This window comes from Streptomyces sp. NPDC047974, from assembly GCF_040653375.1.
Lineage (GTDB): Bacteria > Actinomycetota > Actinomycetes > Streptomycetales > Streptomycetaceae > Streptomyces.
Genome location: NZ_JBEZNU010000024.1, coordinates 70,353 through 84,856, shown reverse-complemented (window position 1 = coordinate 84,856; position 14,504 = coordinate 70,353). Strand labels below are relative to the sequence as shown.

Genomic DNA, 14,504 nt, shown 5'->3' with positions numbered 1-14,504 from the left:
CCTATGGGACCGGTCGTCCTTGGGGAGTTGAGAGCGCTGAGCTACCCCCTCGTTCCCCACCCCCCGACAGCCCGCCGCGGACCACTCTGATGTTGCTGCCCACCATGCTGGTGTGGACGTCGAGCCACGCCAGTGCTGTTCAAGGAGACGTGATGGTTCTCCCCGACTCCCTTCGCCGGCGTCGATTCGACATCGAGCTGGTCATTGACACGACTACCCCTGAGGCGCGGCGCGAGTACGCGTTGATGCGCCAGGTCGAGGAGCGCCCCGAGAAGCGGTTCGTCGACTTCACCCGACCGGAAGCCCCGCCACCACCACCACGACGGCGCCGGGACGACTACATGCTCGTTCAGATCGTGCGGAAGGAGGGCGGACGTGGGTAGGCGGCGTAAGGCGGCCCGGCGAGCGCTGCGGCATGTGCCGGTGCTCGGGAAGTCCGCGCGGCGGGAGTACGCGGAGGCGATTCTGGCCGAGCCGCCTCCGGAGTCCCCCACGGCCCCGTACAGCCCGGAGCCGCCCGCGTGGATGATCAGCCCTGTGCCGGTCCTCGATCCATCGACGGACAGTCCCGTGTACTGGATGGACGAGGCCCCCTACGAGGCGTGGACGACCCGTCGAGGGAAGGCCGCGTACGAGCTGAAGAAAGAGAGCGTCCTGGACCGGCTCCGAAGCCGCGAGACGCAGGAGGACGAGGAGCGGCCGGACTGGGCGGGCCCGGCGCCGTTCAGCCGGAACACGCCTATGAGCGTGATCAACCACCCCGCGAACCGCCTGACCGTAAAGCAGCGCCAGGAACGCGGGCTCACGGAACCTTGGAACAGGCGGCCGATGCCGAAGACGATCGCGGAGCCGGAGCTGCCGGAGGTCGAATGCTGCTGGGCGCCGTGGTGGCTGGAGTAGGCCGTGGACACCGCTCTGCTCCCTCTCCCGGCGGGGCAGAGCGGTGTGGCGGTCAGCGTTCGAGGTAGGCGACGGTTCCGGCCCGGCGGGCAGTGTCGATAGCGTGGAGCCGGGCGAAGTTCAGGGGTGTCATCTCCCGCTCCCATTCCTCCAGCGTCCGCACGCGAACCTCCGTGTGCTCCTCCGGGTCGAGCACGATGGCGTTGATCTGCTCGTCCGTGAGCGTTTCGCCGTCGAAGATGAAGCCGATGTGATTGACGGGCCAGCCGTCTCCGTGGGTGAGGAACTGCGTGCCCAGGAGCTTCTTCTCGCCTTCGAAGACGATGCCGGTCTCCTCCCGGCACTCACGAAGCGCGCACTCCCACGGGGTCTCGCCCAGGTCCATGTTCCCGCCGGGCCACTGCCAGATCTCAGCCTTCAAGGTGGAGCGAAGCTGTACAGGGCGGCCGGCGGTGTCGGTGAAGTAGAGGCAGGCGTAGGACGTGGCACGGGCGATGGTCTCGATGTACTGCTCGGGTGGCAGCCACTGCGGGCTCACGCGGCGGGCTCCTCGGCGTAGGTCCGTCGGGTCAGGTGGTACTCGATCAGCCCGTCCTGCATCCTGAGCCGCGTGAAGCCGGCCTTCTCCAGGACACGGCCCGAGGCCAGGTTGTCGGGGTGGTGTTTCGCGTCGAGGGTGTCGAGGCCCACGGCGGTGAAGGCGAACCGTGCGACGTACTGCACGGCCTGTGTGGCGTAGCCGTTGCCCCATGTGTCTTCGCGAAGGATGTAGCTGAGGCTGGCCGTGCCCGGGTCCCTGCGGCGCATGGCGATACGGCCGATCAGGTCGTCGTCGACGGTGATTCCCCAGGTCCACTGCTGGCGAGGCTCTTTGGCGGCACGCGTGAGGGCCGTGTGGACCTTGTCGTGTGCCTCGGCGAGGGTGGCGGCTCGTCTGGTGGTGTAGCGGACGGAGGCGCCGCTGTCGACGCGTTGGATGGCCGGGACGTCGTCGAGGGTCAGCTCTCGAAGGTTCACCATGCGGCGGCCACCTCTTGGGCGGTGGGCCTGTCGGCGGGGTCCGCGGCGAGGCACGCGCGGATCACGTCCTCGAAGCCGGTGAAGGGCCAGGGCCTCACGTCGTCGAGCGGGAGCGTGGCCCCGGTCGCGATGGCCTTGAGCTTGTCCTCGCGTGGGGCGTCGTCCTCGTAGGCGACCGGCCGGTGTCCCGTCCAGCACCAGAACAGCGACGCGCCCAGTCCCCAGATGTCGGCCGGCGGCTCCGCCTGGAGGTGGGTGTCCGGGGCGGTGGAGAGGATGGCGTCCGCGATCTCGGGCGCGGTGGTGTGGGTGAGCGCGCCTCGGTAGGGGAGGCGGGGGCGGTCGCCGGGGCCGCAGGCGAGGGCGTAGTCGATGACCGCCGCGGTGCCCTCGTTCGTGATCAGGGTGTTGGTGGGCTGGACGTCCGCGTGGGCCCATCCTGCGGTGTGCATCTGTGCGAGGCGTTCGGCCCATGTCCGGGCGACGCCGAGGAGCCAGGGGCGTACGGATGGACGGTCGCCTTCGGGTCCGCGAGCGAGGGCGAACGCCCGCCACACGGGGGTGCCGTCGAACCAGCGCACCGCAAGCCACCGGCCGCCGTCCCAGGCTCCGGCGCCGACCCGGTACCCGGGGGAGAGCGCGCCCGCGTCGGTGAGGCGGACGAGGTGGTCATCCTCCTGCGCCATCTCGGCTGCCTTGTCCCGGGCGGTGTCATCGTCGGGGGTGTTGGCCTTCAACGCGACGGTGCCCTTGGGGCCCTCGATCATCCAGGCGCGCGAGCCGCGCCGGTCGCTCAGGAGCCGGGTTGTGAAGGGGGCGCCGACGTGGTCCTTGAGGCGGTCGAGGGCTGCACCGGGGGGAGGAAGCGTTTCGCCCATGTGCGGATCTCCGTCCAGTCGTCAGGGGTGTGCTCGAAGACATCGCGGCCGTCGTCGTCGGCGACGGCGACCGCGGCGGCCAGGTCGGGGGTCGCGCGGAGGAACTGCGGGTCGCGCCGGCGGATCGCGGCTCTCACAGGGAGGAACGAGACCGGGGCGACCGGGATGCGTGCGCCGGCCCGTGTGTCCTCCTCCTCGCCAGCGTAGAACTTGCCGAACATGATCCCGACGGGCCCGTACAGGTTCTTGAGGACCCAGTGCGGCCACGCCATCACATCGCGGTGCCGGACTTTGGGGACTTCACCCAGGATGACGATGTTCTCGCACCGCAGGAACCCCTGCGGCCGGTGGATGAGAGGCCGCAGCCACTCGGCGGCCTGCGCACCGGCATGGAACAGCTCGGCTTCCACGGCGTCCTGGTCGCCCTCGGCGCGGTAGACGGTCCAGGTGGTCGACCCTCGCTCGACAGAGGGGGTGAGGTAGGGGCAGTGGGCCGTCATCCGCTCCACGTACCCGCTGATGTCCATGGACGTCGGCCTGGCGGTGCTGGCCTCAACGAGGCGGAGCGCCCCAGCGGTAGGCCGGGACGCTCCGTCGATACGTGTGAGGGTCACCGGCTGCCCGGCGCGGCGTCGTCGCCGTCCCCAGTGGTGGGGCCGCAGTCCCACTCGGCCACGACCTTGCCCGTCTCCTTGTACCGGGCGAGCGCGCCATCGTCGAAGACGCCGTCGGCGTCGGTGAACCAGATCTCGGGCAGCGGCCCGTACGCCTCCTCGTACGCGGCCACCCAGGCGATCGGGCCGGAGCCGCTCATCTCTCGGTGACCCAGGACGGTCCCGGCGTGCTCGGTGCTGAACGCCACGTACTCGGGGGTGCCGAGCATCTGGTGCCAGGCGGCGTCCACGGCCCGGGAGAACATCTCGGCGGGGCCCTTGCCGTCGGCGAACTGCTTCCCGGCGACAGCCAGGAAGCGGCCGAGCTCGCGGCGCTCGATAGTGGTGGTGCTCATGGTGGTGCTCCTCTCGACGGTGTTTCGAGTGGTGCCTGGTGGTGCCTGGTGGTGCGTCCGCCCCGGGCCAGTGATCCGGCGGGGCGGAAGTCGGTGGGCTATCAGCCGGGCGTGCCGGCGATGGCCAGGGCGAGAACGGCGGCGGAGGCGAGGACGACGTACGCGAGGACCGCTAAGCGCTGTCTCACGGCACCAGTTGGATGTTGTCCGCGGCCGTCGTCCACTCGATCCCGGAGGCGGGGCGGATGTGCGCGAGGCGTACGGTGCCGTGGTTGTGGAGCTCGTGCGTGACGGCCGTGAGCACACCTTCCCCGCGTGAGGCGATGTCGCGGACGGTCTTGTTCAGGAGCGGGTGGTCCTCGTACCCGTCGGCGCCGATCGGGTTCACTGCTCAATCCCCTCCTCGGTCTGATCGTCGCCGGCCTGCGCGAGGAACCGCGCGAACCCGTCGGCCGCGCGGGCGGTGAGCGCCGGACTCGGGACGCCGTACTCCGGCTGCTCGTCGGCGGCGAGGGGCGTTGCCATCGCGCACTCCTGCGGGTGAGGTTGGCGCAGCGGCCCGCACTACGGACGGGCGCGGTACGGGCCGCTGCTTCGGGGGAGCCGCCCGGGAGGTCCTTCAAGCCCCCGAGCGGCATTCCACACGCTAGGGAGTGTGGAGGGGCCCCTCCAACGAAGTTGCGACTTCTTGCGCGGGCTTCACCCAAGTGCGTTGATCGCGGCCTTGATCAGGGTGTGGGCCTGGGCGCCGTGGACGGCCATGCTCGCCATGTCGGTGAAGGCGCGTGTGTAATCGGAGATCTCGCGGGGCTGGGTGATGCGGAGGTAGCCGGATGTCAGCTCGACGGCGACCTCGGCCTCGTCGAACATGTAGAAGTCCTCGGCGGGCAGATGAGCGCGGTCGGTGCCGATGGGGATGATGCCGAGGCTGACGAACGGCTTGGACCCGATCGCGATCAAATGGTGGAGTTGGGCGGCCATGGCGCGTTGATCGCATACGGCGGCGCGCAGCACGTATTCCTCGACCAGCAGGCCGAACCGGTGCCGGCCGGAGAAGAGTGCCTCCTGGCGCTCCACGCGGGCCTGCACTGCTTCGTCCACATCGTCGACAGCGACGCGCTCACGCTGGATCGCGCGCAGCACGGCGGCGGTGTACTCGGCCGTCTGCACCATGCCGGGTAGGACACGGCTGGAGTAGACGCGGAACAGGCCGGTGCGTTCGTAGAGGCTGGCGACGGATTCCTGAGCTGCCCGGAGCCCGGTGCGCTCCATCTGCCGCCACTCGGTGTACATCGACTCCACCGCGCGGGCGGCGGCGATCAAGTCGGGGATCTGCTCTTCCGCGCCGCACGCCATGCACCAAGCCCTGATGTCGGACTCGGAGGGAGCCTTCTTCCCGCTCTGGATGCGGCTGGTCTTGGCGGCGTCCCACCTGCACCGGAGAGACAGCTCGTCCCCGGTGAGACCAGCGTCCTTGCGGATATTGATCAGGCGGCGCGCGAGGGCTTTGCGCGCCTCGACGACGCTCGACGAAGGGGACGACGACATGCTGACTGCCCGGTGAAGGTGAGACGGCGGCTCTAGACCACGAACTCCTCGTGAGGGATGGACCGGTCCCACAGGGCCTCGAACGAGGTGACGACCATCTTCACCGTGGCGGAATCCTCGTTGAACTCGTGCCCGGCCCACTCGCCGTCGCCGGTGAACCAGTGGAAGAGCACCCGCTCCTCGTCGATCAGCCAGAGGTCATTGCCCGGCAGCGAAAGGTCGGAGGAAAGTCGTCGGGGCAACCAGCGCACGATCTCGCCAGCCGCGATGTTGTGGCGGGCGGTCAGCGAGTGCTCCCACCGGATGTAGTCGGTCACCGGCTCCGAGACGATCCTAGCCCGGCGCAGCGTCACGCCGCGGGCCACCGTCTCCTTCACCAGCGCTTGCCACTGACGATATTCCTCGGGCAGCTCGACGTCGCGTCCCTCCCGCCACGCGTCGAACAGCGAGTCGGCCATGTAGGAGTCGCGCATCTCCAGGTGAACGGCCGAGTGCTTAGCGCTCCTCAGCAGGGCGGTGAAGTCCGGCACGTTCTGCTGCATCGCACGCCTTCCTCAGGATCGGGATCATCCGGGCCGGGATGCGTACCACGCCCTCGTGGTCGGGCACGCCCTTGGGGTGGCCCGGCACCCACTCGGTCTCGTTGATCTTCGCGTACATCTCCAGGCCCGGGAGCCAGCCCTGGACGACGATCTCGGCCGCCTCGTCTTCGACCCACACCGTGGGCGAGCCGCCGTTGGGCGAGTTCGGGTCTTTCCCGAAGAACTCTAGAGCCATGATTCCCTCCAACACCAAACCAGTTGCGGAGTCTTGCGGTGACGCTCCCTCAGTCGGATCTGGCGGTCAAGACCGAGCGGAGTGATTGGCGGGTTCAGACCGCTCCCGAAAACGGCGAGGCCCCCGCGCGGAAGGGGTGTGCACGGGGGCCTTGGGCTGTCTCGGGTCAGAACAGGCCGGTGACGAACTGGAAGATCGCTCTGATGATCGCGATGGGGATGGCCACGATGAAGGCGATGACGACGAGGACGAAGACGCAGCTCAGTTCCTCGGGAAGCTGTTCGCTCCAGTGCTTCTTGGCCACCGGGTCGCCCCTACTTCACGGGGGCGCTGTAGGAGGTGCCGAAGCCGTCCTTGCGGTAGTAGACCTTCACCGCGTCGACCTTGCCCTTGACGGTGATCGTGCCGCTGGCCTTCTCGCCCTTGAACAGGTCGACGGCGCGCAGGTCGGTCTCCCCGCCGAAGACCTCGGTGGTGTACTTCACGCCGTCGGCGTCCTTGACCTCGAAGTACAGCGGGTTGACGGAGATCTTCTCGTCGGTGTTGTTGGTGACGGTGACCTTGAGCGACGTGTAGTTGTCGCTGTCGTGGAAGACGGTCTTCTTGAAGGGGGCTTTGGCCGCGGTGATGGTGACCGGCAACTCCTCGGTGACCTCCGGCTTCGGCTTTTCGGCGGCCTTCGGCTTCGCGGCCGGCGCGCTCGTCGGGACGGCGGCCTTGGCCTCGGCGGACTGGGTGGCCTTCGGCTTGGCGTCGGCGCTCTCGTCGCGGTCGGAGGAGTTGACGACGTTGGCGGTGCAGGAGACGAAGAACAGGCCGCCGAGGACGAAGGTGGCGATCTTCCAGCCGTTGCGCTGCTTCTGCGGCGGAGGCGGACCCCACTGCGGGGACTGCTGAGGGTGACCGAAGCCGGGCTGCTGCGGGGGCGTGGACACGCGAAACTCCTGGGAAAGCGGGGGGTGAGCGCGCACAGCTTAGACGGGTGGCATTCCGTGTCACTACTGCACGGTAGGACTTCATGTGATCGTCCCGAGCGGAGCCTTGATCAACCCCGAAAACGACGAAAGGCTCCGGTGTTCCGGAGAGTTCACGCGCGACCGTGGCCCTTGCGGGCTGGCATCCGTACCCTCGCGGGATGGCGAACGACGAAGAACGCGAACTGTGGATGCCGTCGCTGTTCCTGGCGTACGGACAGGCCATGTACTACGCCTCGCTGCTGGAGAAGTTGCTGCACGCAGTCGACGCCGAGCGTCGGCGAGAACTCATCGCGCAGGGCTTCAACCTGTCGAGGGGGTTGTATGGCGGCAGCGGCAACATGGCGGACAACATCAAGAAGGTCGTTCCCCACGACGCCGCTCTCGCGAAGAAGCTGGAGGAGGCGAAGGACAGCAGGAACCACCTCGCGCACAACTTCTGGCTCGACAACGCCGCCAACGTGTACGACCGGGACAACGTCGTGAAGCTCGGCGAGAGCCTGGTTGAGCGTACGAAGGTCTTCAAGACGCTGTCGCGTCGGGTGGTGCTTCTCCTGGTCGACATCGGAGAGAAGAAGGGCGAGGTTCTGACCGAAGGCGGTCGCCAGAACCTTGACCGTATGCTCGCGCAGTTGGAGGGGTGACCACCAAGGGCTGTCCGGTGCGCGTGAGGACCGCACCGATGAGCTGACCGGTCCCAGAAACGACGAAACTCCCGCTGGTCCGGATTACTCCGCGGCGAGGGTTTTAGTGCGATCGGGTGCAATTAGATCGAATATGCCCTAGGGTCCTACTTGGCCAAGTAGGGTCTCCGGCATGGACGATCTCACCAGTCGCGCCTTGCGCGCCTACTACCGCGCCGGCGACACCACCATCCCTTCCTCCGTCGACTCCGGACCCGTCACCGACGAGGGGAAGAAGTACGTGGTGCTCCGCAACGTCAACGGCACGCTCGCCGTGTACCGGCACCAGAACAGCGGTCAGCTCAGGCGGCTCAAGCGCTGGCCGCAGGGGCTCGACGTCTACTAGACGCGACGAAGCCCCCGTCCGGATCGCTCCGGGGCGGGGGCCTCGTGGTGGGTCAGGTGTTGCGCTTGCTGACGGGATAGACCTCGTGTTCCGGGTCCCACCACACGACGTGGAAGACGTTGCCGTTGAGGAAGCCGTACAGGCGCTGCTTCCCCTGGAGTCGCAGACGGTGGATCTCGGTCATGTCGTCGCGACGCATCGCTGCCAGGCGGGTGTACGCCTCCTTGCACAGTGGAGCGTCCGGCAGGCCATACGTCGTGAAGGTGCCGGAGGTGTTGCGCAGCTCGTTCAGCGTGAACCGCTCGAAGTCGCGGAGTTTCTCCAGGAGCTCCCCGAACGTCTGCTGGTCGATCTTGTCGAGCCCCCAGCGGCCGTCGTGGTCGACGTGGGAGAAACGCCAGGCAAGCCGCTGCTCCGAGGTGTGCGCATCGGGGAGACGCCCCTGGGTCGGGACGACTACGGGCTTCCCCCGAGCAGCCTTCGGTAGACTGCCCAGCTTCTTCTTCGCCCCCACTCCGGCTACTCCTCAGAGCCCGAGGACACGAGCGCGGAGAAGTACTCGAAGACCTCTTCGTCCAGAAGCGGCTCGGTCGAGCGGTCGAGCGGACCGGCGCCGGCGCGCTGTCTGGCGGCGATCCACGGGGAACCCTGATGTGTCATCTCGGAGAGCTGGTGCGCGGTGTACCGGCCCAGCTCCTGGCAGACGAGATCGATGGATTCGCGCTGATCGTCGGTGAGCCGGGACGCGTCGCCGGGGATCTCGCCCTTGGCGAGGTTGTACCGGCCGCGGTGGTCCGCGTAGAGGGCGGGGCTGACCGGCCCGTTCGCCCACGCCTCGAAGTCGAACGGGAAAAGCTGTTCGTCCGACCACACGCGGTGATAGCCGTACGCGAAGAAGCAGAGCTTCTGCATCTTCATCGCGGTCATGGGGCCGTGCTTGTCCAGCACGTACGCAGCCACGTCGTGCACGGTCGCCATCGTCTTCCTCCTCTCCTCCTGGGAGTCTCCCCCTGGACTGTGAACGTTACCGCTCGCGACTGACACCGTCGCCCTGCTGGTGATGGCGCTGTGATCGAGAGCACGACATTTCACTCGTCGGCCCGTGGTGTAGCGGCTGTCTCCTCGCACGGGCAGGGCTCGGTGTACGGCGTCCCATCCGGGTAGGTCACTGGGCCGCTGAGGTGCCACAGTCGGCCGTTGCATGTGCGTTTGGTGTGGCAGGGGCACGACGGGCAGTCCTGAGGAGCCGGGCGCATCCAGCGGTGCCCGTCGGGGGCGTCCAGGGACGGGTCCTCGATCCATTTCGTCATGCGGAGGTCTCCTTCGTGAAGGTGTGCGCCATGCGGAAGAGCGGCGAGGCAGCGTTGTGCAGGGAGAGAGAAAGGGCCGCCAGGTCGCCCACGGCGTCGTCGAGGTAGGCCAGCACCGCGCGGACCTCTTCGCCGGACTCCGAGCCGTCGTCCATGCGGATCTGCGCCTGGTCCTGGCGGCGGCGGAGCTGAGCGGCGAGCTGGGCGAGGGCCTGTGGCATCCGGTCGACGGCGGTGGCGAGGCCCTGGACCGTGCTGGAGATCTGCGGGGCGGTGAGCTGGCCATCGAGGCTCGCATGGTTGATCTTGCGTACGGCCTCGGCAGCGGCGATGGCGGCCTTGGCGGGGTCGGGCTTGGGCATGACGGGATTCCTTGTCAGACGTGGTTCCAGTTAGCGGCCGAGTCCGGCGTAGGCGAGCAGCGCGAAGAAGACGAGCGCGGAAAGGACGAGCGAGACGGGGACGCCGCAGCCGGCCCCCTTGAGGCGCTCGATCTCGGCGGCTATGGCGGCGGCCTCGGTCTCGTACAGGACCCGGGCCGGGTGGCCTTCGGGGAAGTCTTTGATCACGCCACGCCGGTCGTCGAGCTGGGCGCGGAGGCGGGCTATCTCGGCGTCGTGGTTGCCGAACACGCTGGGGTGTCTCCTTCGGTTGTGGTGGGTGCCGGGCGGCCTCCGCGGCCCCTCAGCCGGAGCTGAGAGGCACGGCCAGGTGACCGGTCGAGTGGTTGCGCAGCCCCTCCCCTGGGACGCGGCGGAGAGCGGTACCTGCGGTACCCGGTCCCATCTGACCTGCGAGAACCGTTGGGAAGCGGGGCTAGGCCCCCTCGCGGGGGAGGGGCTCGGTGCGGGTCAGATCGGGGACCAGGTGGGTGGGGAGGCGGGGCAGGCGTCCCAGTGCTGAGGTCAGCTCCGTGTACTGGACGCCGAGGGCCTTCTCCCCGTTGACGCTGATCTTCTTGACGGGGATGTCCGCGGATCGCAGGACAGCGGGGAACATGTCGGGGGTCTTGTAGAGGAACAGGCCGGACGCCTGGAGCCGTTGGAGGAGGTCGACCGCCAGGACGCCGCCCTTGCGCGCCAGGTGTGCCTCGGCCACGGCGTGCTCGACGAAGAGGCGCAGGGTGTGGCGCCAGGCCCCGAGGTCTCCGGTCTCAATCGCCTCCGGTTCCTCTTCCGCTTCTTCTTCCCCGACCCCCAGTTCCAGGCGGGCGGTGGCGGCGAGGAGCTCGGCGGGGACCGGTCGCACGCTGAGCTCGAAGGGGTGGTGGCCCCGGGCGAAGCAGGCGGCGGCGGTGCCTAGCGCGGAGACGATCAGTACCACGCCGTCGAGCAGCCACGTCCCGGCGACGACGCCCGCGACGGGGAGCGTCAGCACCGCGCAGCGGACGGCGGCGATCTTCTTGCGGAGGTGTCCGACCTGCCCGGGGTCGATGTCGCGGATCTCGAAGTCGCCGAGGGCTTCGAGGGCGGCGTCGTGGCGGCGGCCCTCGTGTTCGGCCTGGGCGAGGTCGGACTGGGCGGCGGGGACGAGGCCGCCGTCTTCGGCGGCGATCCGGCGGAGCTTCGTCGCGCGTTTATGGGCGCGGCGGGCCTCGCGCTGGTGCTCGTCGACCGCCTCGGCGTGCGCGTCGGCGCGAGACTTGATGATGCGCCGGAGGAGCTCCTCCTCGCCTATGGTGTGGCCACCAGCCCAGTGCGCGAGGAGCACCGCGATGTTCCCCGCGCCCCGGGTGGTGCGGACGATCAGGGGTCCGGGCTTGGTCCTCACCCGATCATCCCCTCCCCGATCCACGTCATGAGCGGGACGCCGATCATGGAGGCCACTCCCCCGAGGGAGGAGGCGATGCCCCACGTTGACCCCGTCAGGGCGCCGGAGATCGCGAGGGCCCGCTCGCCCCAGCCCTTGGCGAACCAGATGAACAGGCCGAGCAGGATGACGAGCGTGAACGCGATCCAGCTCCCGGAGTAGCCGAGGACTTCGCCGGTCGCGATCGGGACGGCTCCGGCGCCGGACTGGCCGATGGCCGCGTTGCCGATCTCCTGGCCGAGCTTGTTGCCGGTGCCGGTGAAGCCTCCGGCGACGTTGCCGACGATGCCGCCGACGACGGCGGAGGAGAGGACCATGACGAGGAAGGAGGCGGCCCAGGGCAGCCAGAACTTCCGCTTCTTGAGCGCCTTGAACGTGCGGCCGTTGCTGTAGAAGATGACGGCCCCGGTGACGACCATGAGGCAGAACCCAAACGCGGCGCCGGCGCGGGTGACGACGTGCGTGATTTCGATGAAGTCCACGGTCAGGCCCCCACGATCCAGGTTGAGATGAGGTTGCGGGTCGGGTCGGCGAGGAGCGTTCCGCCGACGGCGGCGACGAGCAGCGCGGCGAAGAGGAAGCGGCGGATGCGCCCGCCGGTTGCGATGCCGACGGCGCAGATGCCGGAGGTGAGGAACGCGGCGGCGAACGCGGTGTCGACGCCCATGTCCTGGGAGACCGGCGTGGCCACGTGCTCGGCCCACAGGAACGCGGGGGCGGTGGCGAGCGCGAGGAGGGTGAGGGAGCGGACAGGCCGCAGGGCGCGGACGGCGGCGCGGACGCGGTCCCAGTCGACGGTGTGGTGGGAGTTCGGCGCGAGGGTCGGGATGTGGTCGGGTTCGGGCTCTATGTACGTCATGCTGGTACTGCCTCTCTGAGGTGAAGGCGGCCCCGGTTTCGTTGTCTAGGCGGTTATCCGGGGCCGCCGGTCTGTTCGTGTGCGGGGTCAGGCGGTCGTCTTGTCCGCGAGCGCGCGCCGGAGTGTCCGGGCGGACACGCCGAGCTGCTCGGCGTACTCGGCGAACGTGACGTCCGGCGTGTCCTTCTGGGCCTGCGCCCAGCCTTCGGCGTAGCCGGTGTACCGCTTGGCCGCTGCTTCAGATGCCCGCGCGTTGCGGGCGGCGAGCGGGTTCTTCGGCTCCGGACTGACGGGCGGCACCTGCGGGTTTGTCGACTCATCGTCAGAGCCGTTCGCCTGTGTGTCCGGTCCTTCCGGGGCGGGCGCGACTGACGGCTTCTCCGCCTGTCCGGCCTCGGCCTGTCCGGTCTCCTCGGGCTCCGTCCGGTCGCGCACGGGGATGCGCACGCGGACTTCCTGACGCGGCGTGTTTGCGGCGAGGACAGGCACCCGCGCGGCACGCAGAGAGGGAGGCTCCTCCGCGTCGTGATCGGCGTGGCCGGGCGCGGGCGTGCTCGGTGTGTCCGCGTACTCGTGCACCGGGATGCCGACGACCTCGATCGCGGCCAGGGCGTGCTCCTCGAACGCGGGGGCCGGTGCGATGACCGGGCTGGGGACCGGCCGCCACTCGATCAAGATGTCCGCCGCCGCGAGGCCGGCGGGGGCGGTCTCGGCGAGCGGGACGCCGAGCTTGGCCAGGCGGAGCGGCATGACGGCTTCGACGGGGGCCCTGCGCCGCCACCTGCGGCCGTACTTCGCCTGGAGCTGGGCCTGGTAGATCAGGCGGTCCTGTTCGAGCCGCACCGTCTGGTCGTAGGAACGCAGCTCCCACAGCTTCATCCGGCGCCACAGCCGGAACGTGGGGGCCGGGGACAGGAACCAGCGCCAGAAGCGGACGCCGTCCATGTGCTTGTCGGCGGTGATGTCCGCGAGGCGGCCGACGGCATGGCGTACGGCTTCGACCACGACGACGAACAGCATGGGCATCGTGGCGTGCATCCCGACCGCGATCGGGTCGGGCCACGCGGCGGCGGCGTTGAAGGCGATCGTCGCGGCCGTCAGCAGCCACGCCATGTGGCGGAGGACGGGGAAGGGAATCCTGATCCAGGTGAGGAGCAGGTCGAGCGCCAGGAGGACGGCGATACCGGCGTCGATCCCGATCGGGAAGACGTGGGCGAAGTTGCCGAAGTCCTTTTCGACTGCGAGGTCCACGACGGCCCCGTAGGACCCGGCGAAGCCGATGGAGGCGATGACGAGCGCGCCGGCCCCGACGGCGACGGCGAGTTTCTTGCGGGCTCCGGTGAGCTGGGCGAGGCCCGTGCGCGGGTCGGTCACCGCGGCCTCCTTTCGTGTCGTGCCTTACGGGCCCCGTAGAAGAACGCGGCCAGGGAGCGGTAGCGCTGGGACAGCGGGATGCGAGAGGTCACTGGGTCCCCGCTTTCAGCGCGAGGACGACGAGGGCCAGGACGACGGCGAGGTTGAGGAGCACTGCGCCGCACCCCGCTTCCTTCTGCGGCTTCACTGGCCACCCCCGAAGAAGTCGGCCGCGATCTGGTGCCACTGCCTCGCGTCGGCGCGGCGCTTGCGGTCGGCCCTGATTCGGGCGGCGCGGATGCGGCGCTGGTCGAGCGTCACGGTGAGGGACGGCAACTTGAGCTGGATCGCGGTCATCAGCGCACCTCCGCCATCACGGAGACGGTGCTCGTGCCGGAGTGGCCGACGGCCTCGGTCAGGCGGCCCTCGAAGCGGAAGCCGGGGGCCTCGATCGCCTCGCGGACGCACTGCATGAGCTCGGCCGGGACCGGGGCGTGAAGCTTGATCTGGATGTCGGCGCCGAGGTCGCCGGCGGCCGAGAGGAATTCGAGCAGCCGGGCCAGGGCGTCTTCCTGGAGTTCGGCGAAGCGCTCGGGCGAATACGCGGTCACTTCGTCCACCCCTTCGCGATCCTCTCGGCACCCTTGCGGCCCGTGGCCCTGTCTACGGGCGGGATGGTGGGTAAGGTCTTCATGTCGTTCTCCCTGTTCAGGTCTAGGAGTTCGGCTGCCCCGGCTGACGTGTCCGCGTCGGTCGGGGCTTTGTCGTTGGTGCGTGGGCGGGGAGGGGTTCGCACCCTCGCCTCCGCGGAGGCCCTGCTGAGGGCCGCCCTTGGGCATGTCTCCGCCGTCCCCGATGTCCCTCCCTTCGGCCGGGGTGTGGGCGGTGCCTATGCAGTTCTCAAGACCTCGTGCGCTTCCATCCGACGGGTTGGCTACCGCTTCCGGGCGCTGTTTTTGCTGGTCAGGCATGGCTCAGGCGTTCAACTTCCGCTCCATTGCGGGCGGTTGTTGTGCGAGTTCAGACCGTAGCGGGAAA

Annotated in this window: 26 protein-coding genes; 4 read left to right on the top strand and 22 right to left on the bottom strand. The window is 69.0% G+C overall.

Annotation, left to right across the window (positions count from 1 at the left end):
• Positions 1–89: 89 nt before the first annotated feature.
• Positions 90–383 (top strand): hypothetical protein, encoded by a 294-nt coding sequence (locus tag AB0E19_RS28785; RefSeq protein ID WP_362185107.1) that lies wholly within the window; start codon positions 90–92, stop codon positions 381–383.
• Positions 376–900, top strand: coding sequence for a hypothetical protein (locus AB0E19_RS28780; RefSeq protein ID WP_362185106.1), 525 nt, complete (start codon positions 376–378; stop codon positions 898–900). The genes AB0E19_RS28785 and AB0E19_RS28780 overlap by 8 nt, the downstream gene beginning before the upstream one ends.
• A 52-nt stretch (positions 901–952) precedes the next feature.
• Here AB0E19_RS28780 and AB0E19_RS28775 read toward each other — a convergent pair whose 3' ends face one another.
• The 12 genes from AB0E19_RS28775 to AB0E19_RS28720 all read right to left on the bottom strand — a co-directional run bounded on the left by AB0E19_RS28775 (position 953) and on the right by AB0E19_RS28720 (position 7,067).
• On the bottom strand, positions 953–1,438 hold the full coding sequence (locus AB0E19_RS28775) for an NUDIX hydrolase (protein WP_362185105.1): 486 nt from the start codon (positions 1,436–1,438) through the stop codon (positions 953–955).
• Positions 1,435–1,920 carry a GNAT family N-acetyltransferase gene (locus AB0E19_RS28770; protein WP_362185104.1) on the bottom strand — a complete coding sequence of 162 codons (486 nt, stop codon included), beginning with the start codon at positions 1,918–1,920 and terminating at the stop codon, positions 1,435–1,437. The genes AB0E19_RS28775 and AB0E19_RS28770 overlap by 4 nt, the downstream gene beginning before the upstream one ends.
• Positions 1,914–2,798: a hypothetical protein gene (locus AB0E19_RS28765; RefSeq protein ID WP_362185103.1), complete on the bottom strand. Its 885-nt coding sequence runs from the start codon at positions 2,796–2,798 to the stop codon at positions 1,914–1,916. Before AB0E19_RS28765 ends, AB0E19_RS28770 begins: the two co-directional genes overlap by 7 nt.
• The gene (locus AB0E19_RS28760) at positions 2,714–3,325 is read right to left on the bottom strand and encodes a DUF6875 domain-containing protein (protein ID WP_362185102.1); all 612 of its coding nucleotides are present in this window, start codon (positions 3,323–3,325) and stop codon (positions 2,714–2,716) included. Before AB0E19_RS28760 ends, AB0E19_RS28765 begins: the two co-directional genes overlap by 85 nt.
• Before the next feature lie 83 nt (positions 3,326–3,408).
• Entirely contained in the window at positions 3,409–3,807 is a 399-nt protein-coding gene (locus AB0E19_RS28755; protein ID WP_362185101.1) for a hypothetical protein, read from the bottom strand.
• A 184-nt stretch (positions 3,808–3,991) separates the two neighbouring features.
• Entirely contained in the window at positions 3,992–4,195 is a 204-nt protein-coding gene (locus AB0E19_RS28750; protein WP_362185100.1) for a hypothetical protein, read from the bottom strand.
• Positions 4,192–4,332 (bottom strand): hypothetical protein, encoded by a 141-nt coding sequence (locus AB0E19_RS28745; RefSeq protein ID WP_362185099.1) that lies wholly within the window; start codon positions 4,330–4,332, stop codon positions 4,192–4,194. The genes AB0E19_RS28750 and AB0E19_RS28745 overlap by 4 nt, the downstream gene beginning before the upstream one ends.
• 174 nt (positions 4,333–4,506) lie before the next feature.
• On the bottom strand, positions 4,507–5,355 hold the full coding sequence (locus AB0E19_RS28740; protein WP_362185098.1) for a helix-turn-helix transcriptional regulator: 849 nt from the start codon (positions 5,353–5,355) through the stop codon (positions 4,507–4,509).
• A 32-nt stretch (positions 5,356–5,387) separates the two neighbouring features.
• Positions 5,388–5,897 carry a DUF6879 family protein gene (locus AB0E19_RS28735; RefSeq protein ID WP_362185097.1) on the bottom strand — a complete coding sequence of 170 codons (510 nt, stop codon included), beginning with the start codon at positions 5,895–5,897 and terminating at the stop codon, positions 5,388–5,390.
• On the bottom strand, positions 5,851–6,132 hold the full coding sequence (locus AB0E19_RS28730) for a hypothetical protein (RefSeq protein ID WP_362185096.1): 282 nt from the start codon (positions 6,130–6,132) through the stop codon (positions 5,851–5,853). Before AB0E19_RS28730 ends, AB0E19_RS28735 begins: the two co-directional genes overlap by 47 nt.
• A gap of 166 nt (positions 6,133–6,298) precedes the next feature.
• Entirely contained in the window at positions 6,299–6,436 is a 138-nt protein-coding gene (locus tag AB0E19_RS28725; RefSeq protein WP_362185095.1) for a hypothetical protein, read from the bottom strand.
• A gap of 10 nt (positions 6,437–6,446) precedes the next feature.
• Positions 6,447–7,067: a DUF4352 domain-containing protein gene (locus AB0E19_RS28720; RefSeq protein WP_362185094.1), complete on the bottom strand. Its 621-nt coding sequence runs from the start codon at positions 7,065–7,067 to the stop codon at positions 6,447–6,449.
• A 200-nt stretch (positions 7,068–7,267) separates the two neighbouring features.
• Between AB0E19_RS28720 and AB0E19_RS28715 the strand changes: the two genes are divergently transcribed.
• The gene (locus AB0E19_RS28715; protein ID WP_362185093.1) at positions 7,268–7,750 is read left to right on the top strand and encodes a hypothetical protein; all 483 of its coding nucleotides are present in this window, start codon (positions 7,268–7,270) and stop codon (positions 7,748–7,750) included.
• Between the two features lie 172 nt (positions 7,751–7,922).
• A complete protein-coding gene (locus AB0E19_RS28710) occupies positions 7,923–8,135 on the top strand; it encodes a hypothetical protein (protein ID WP_362185092.1) in 213 nt (70 codons plus the stop codon).
• A gap of 52 nt (positions 8,136–8,187) precedes the next feature.
• On the opposite strand, the gene AB0E19_RS28705 is transcribed toward AB0E19_RS28710, so the two are convergent.
• The 10 genes from AB0E19_RS28705 to AB0E19_RS28660 form a co-directional block, all read right to left on the bottom strand.
• On the bottom strand, positions 8,188–8,649 hold the full coding sequence (locus AB0E19_RS28705; protein ID WP_362185091.1) for a hypothetical protein: 462 nt from the start codon (positions 8,647–8,649) through the stop codon (positions 8,188–8,190).
• Between the two features lie 5 nt (positions 8,650–8,654).
• Positions 8,655–9,113, bottom strand: a complete 459-nt coding sequence (locus AB0E19_RS28700; protein WP_362185090.1) for a type II toxin-antitoxin system antitoxin SocA domain-containing protein — start codon at positions 9,111–9,113, stop codon at positions 8,655–8,657.
• 328 nt (positions 9,114–9,441) lie between these two features.
• A complete protein-coding gene (locus tag AB0E19_RS28695) occupies positions 9,442–9,807 on the bottom strand; it encodes a hypothetical protein (protein ID WP_362185089.1) in 366 nt (121 codons plus the stop codon).
• A 30-nt stretch (positions 9,808–9,837) separates the two neighbouring features.
• Complete coding sequence (locus tag AB0E19_RS28690; RefSeq protein ID WP_362185088.1) at positions 9,838–10,077, bottom strand: hypothetical protein; 240 nt, start codon at positions 10,075–10,077, stop codon at positions 9,838–9,840.
• A gap of 184 nt (positions 10,078–10,261) precedes the next feature.
• Positions 10,262–11,215, bottom strand: a complete 954-nt coding sequence (locus AB0E19_RS28685; protein ID WP_362185087.1) for a hypothetical protein — start codon at positions 11,213–11,215, stop codon at positions 10,262–10,264.
• Positions 11,212–11,736, bottom strand: a complete 525-nt coding sequence (locus tag AB0E19_RS28680; protein ID WP_362185086.1) for a hypothetical protein — start codon at positions 11,734–11,736, stop codon at positions 11,212–11,214. The genes AB0E19_RS28685 and AB0E19_RS28680 overlap by 4 nt, the downstream gene beginning before the upstream one ends.
• A gap of 2 nt (positions 11,737–11,738) precedes the next feature.
• Complete coding sequence (locus AB0E19_RS28675) at positions 11,739–12,113, bottom strand: hypothetical protein (RefSeq protein WP_362185085.1); 375 nt, start codon at positions 12,111–12,113, stop codon at positions 11,739–11,741.
• Between the two features lie 87 nt (positions 12,114–12,200).
• Positions 12,201–13,487 carry a DUF2637 domain-containing protein gene (locus tag AB0E19_RS28670; protein WP_362185084.1) on the bottom strand — a complete coding sequence of 429 codons (1,287 nt, stop codon included), beginning with the start codon at positions 13,485–13,487 and terminating at the stop codon, positions 12,201–12,203.
• A 183-nt stretch (positions 13,488–13,670) separates the two neighbouring features.
• A complete protein-coding gene (locus AB0E19_RS28665; protein ID WP_362185083.1) occupies positions 13,671–13,823 on the bottom strand; it encodes a hypothetical protein in 153 nt (50 codons plus the stop codon).
• Positions 13,823–14,077 (bottom strand): hypothetical protein, encoded by a 255-nt coding sequence (locus tag AB0E19_RS28660; RefSeq protein WP_362185082.1) that lies wholly within the window; start codon positions 14,075–14,077, stop codon positions 13,823–13,825. The genes AB0E19_RS28665 and AB0E19_RS28660 overlap by 1 nt, the downstream gene beginning before the upstream one ends.
• Positions 14,078–14,504 lie beyond the last annotated feature (427 nt).

What these genes read in the sequence shown, in the direction of transcription:
- AB0E19_RS28785 (WP_362185107.1), top strand. Translation starts at nt 90, where the DNA reads ATGTTGCTGCCCACCATGCTGGTGTGGACGTCGAGCCACGCCAGTGCT.
- AB0E19_RS28770 (WP_362185104.1), bottom strand. Translation starts at nt 1,920, where the DNA reads ATGGTGAACCTTCGAGAGCTGACCCTCGACGACGTCCCGGCCATCCAA.
- AB0E19_RS28765 (WP_362185103.1), bottom strand. Translation starts at nt 2,798, where the DNA reads ATGGGCGAAACGCTTCCTCCCCCCGGTGCAGCCCTCGACCGCCTCAAG.
- AB0E19_RS28760 (WP_362185102.1), bottom strand. Translation starts at nt 3,325, where the DNA reads ATGGACATCAGCGGGTACGTGGAGCGGATGACGGCCCACTGCCCCTAC.
- AB0E19_RS28755 (WP_362185101.1), bottom strand. Translation starts at nt 3,807, where the DNA reads ATGAGCACCACCACTATCGAGCGCCGCGAGCTCGGCCGCTTCCTGGCT.
- AB0E19_RS28745 (WP_362185099.1), bottom strand. Translation starts at nt 4,332, where the DNA reads ATGGCAACGCCCCTCGCCGCCGACGAGCAGCCGGAGTACGGCGTCCCG.
- AB0E19_RS28740 (WP_362185098.1), bottom strand. Translation starts at nt 5,355, where the DNA reads ATGTCGTCGTCCCCTTCGTCGAGCGTCGTCGAGGCGCGCAAAGCCCTC.
- AB0E19_RS28735 (WP_362185097.1), bottom strand. Translation starts at nt 5,897, where the DNA reads ATGCAGCAGAACGTGCCGGACTTCACCGCCCTGCTGAGGAGCGCTAAG.
- AB0E19_RS28730 (WP_362185096.1), bottom strand. Translation starts at nt 6,132, where the DNA reads ATGGCTCTAGAGTTCTTCGGGAAAGACCCGAACTCGCCCAACGGCGGC.
- AB0E19_RS28715 (WP_362185093.1), top strand. Translation starts at nt 7,268, where the DNA reads ATGGCGAACGACGAAGAACGCGAACTGTGGATGCCGTCGCTGTTCCTG.
- AB0E19_RS28710 (WP_362185092.1), top strand. Translation starts at nt 7,923, where the DNA reads ATGGACGATCTCACCAGTCGCGCCTTGCGCGCCTACTACCGCGCCGGC.
- AB0E19_RS28700 (WP_362185090.1), bottom strand. Translation starts at nt 9,113, where the DNA reads ATGGCGACCGTGCACGACGTGGCTGCGTACGTGCTGGACAAGCACGGC.
- AB0E19_RS28695 (WP_362185089.1), bottom strand. Translation starts at nt 9,807, where the DNA reads ATGCCCAAGCCCGACCCCGCCAAGGCCGCCATCGCCGCTGCCGAGGCC.
- AB0E19_RS28675 (WP_362185085.1), bottom strand. Translation starts at nt 12,113, where the DNA reads ATGACGTACATAGAGCCCGAACCCGACCACATCCCGACCCTCGCGCCG.
- AB0E19_RS28665 (WP_362185083.1), bottom strand. Translation starts at nt 13,823, where the DNA reads ATGACCGCGATCCAGCTCAAGTTGCCGTCCCTCACCGTGACGCTCGAC.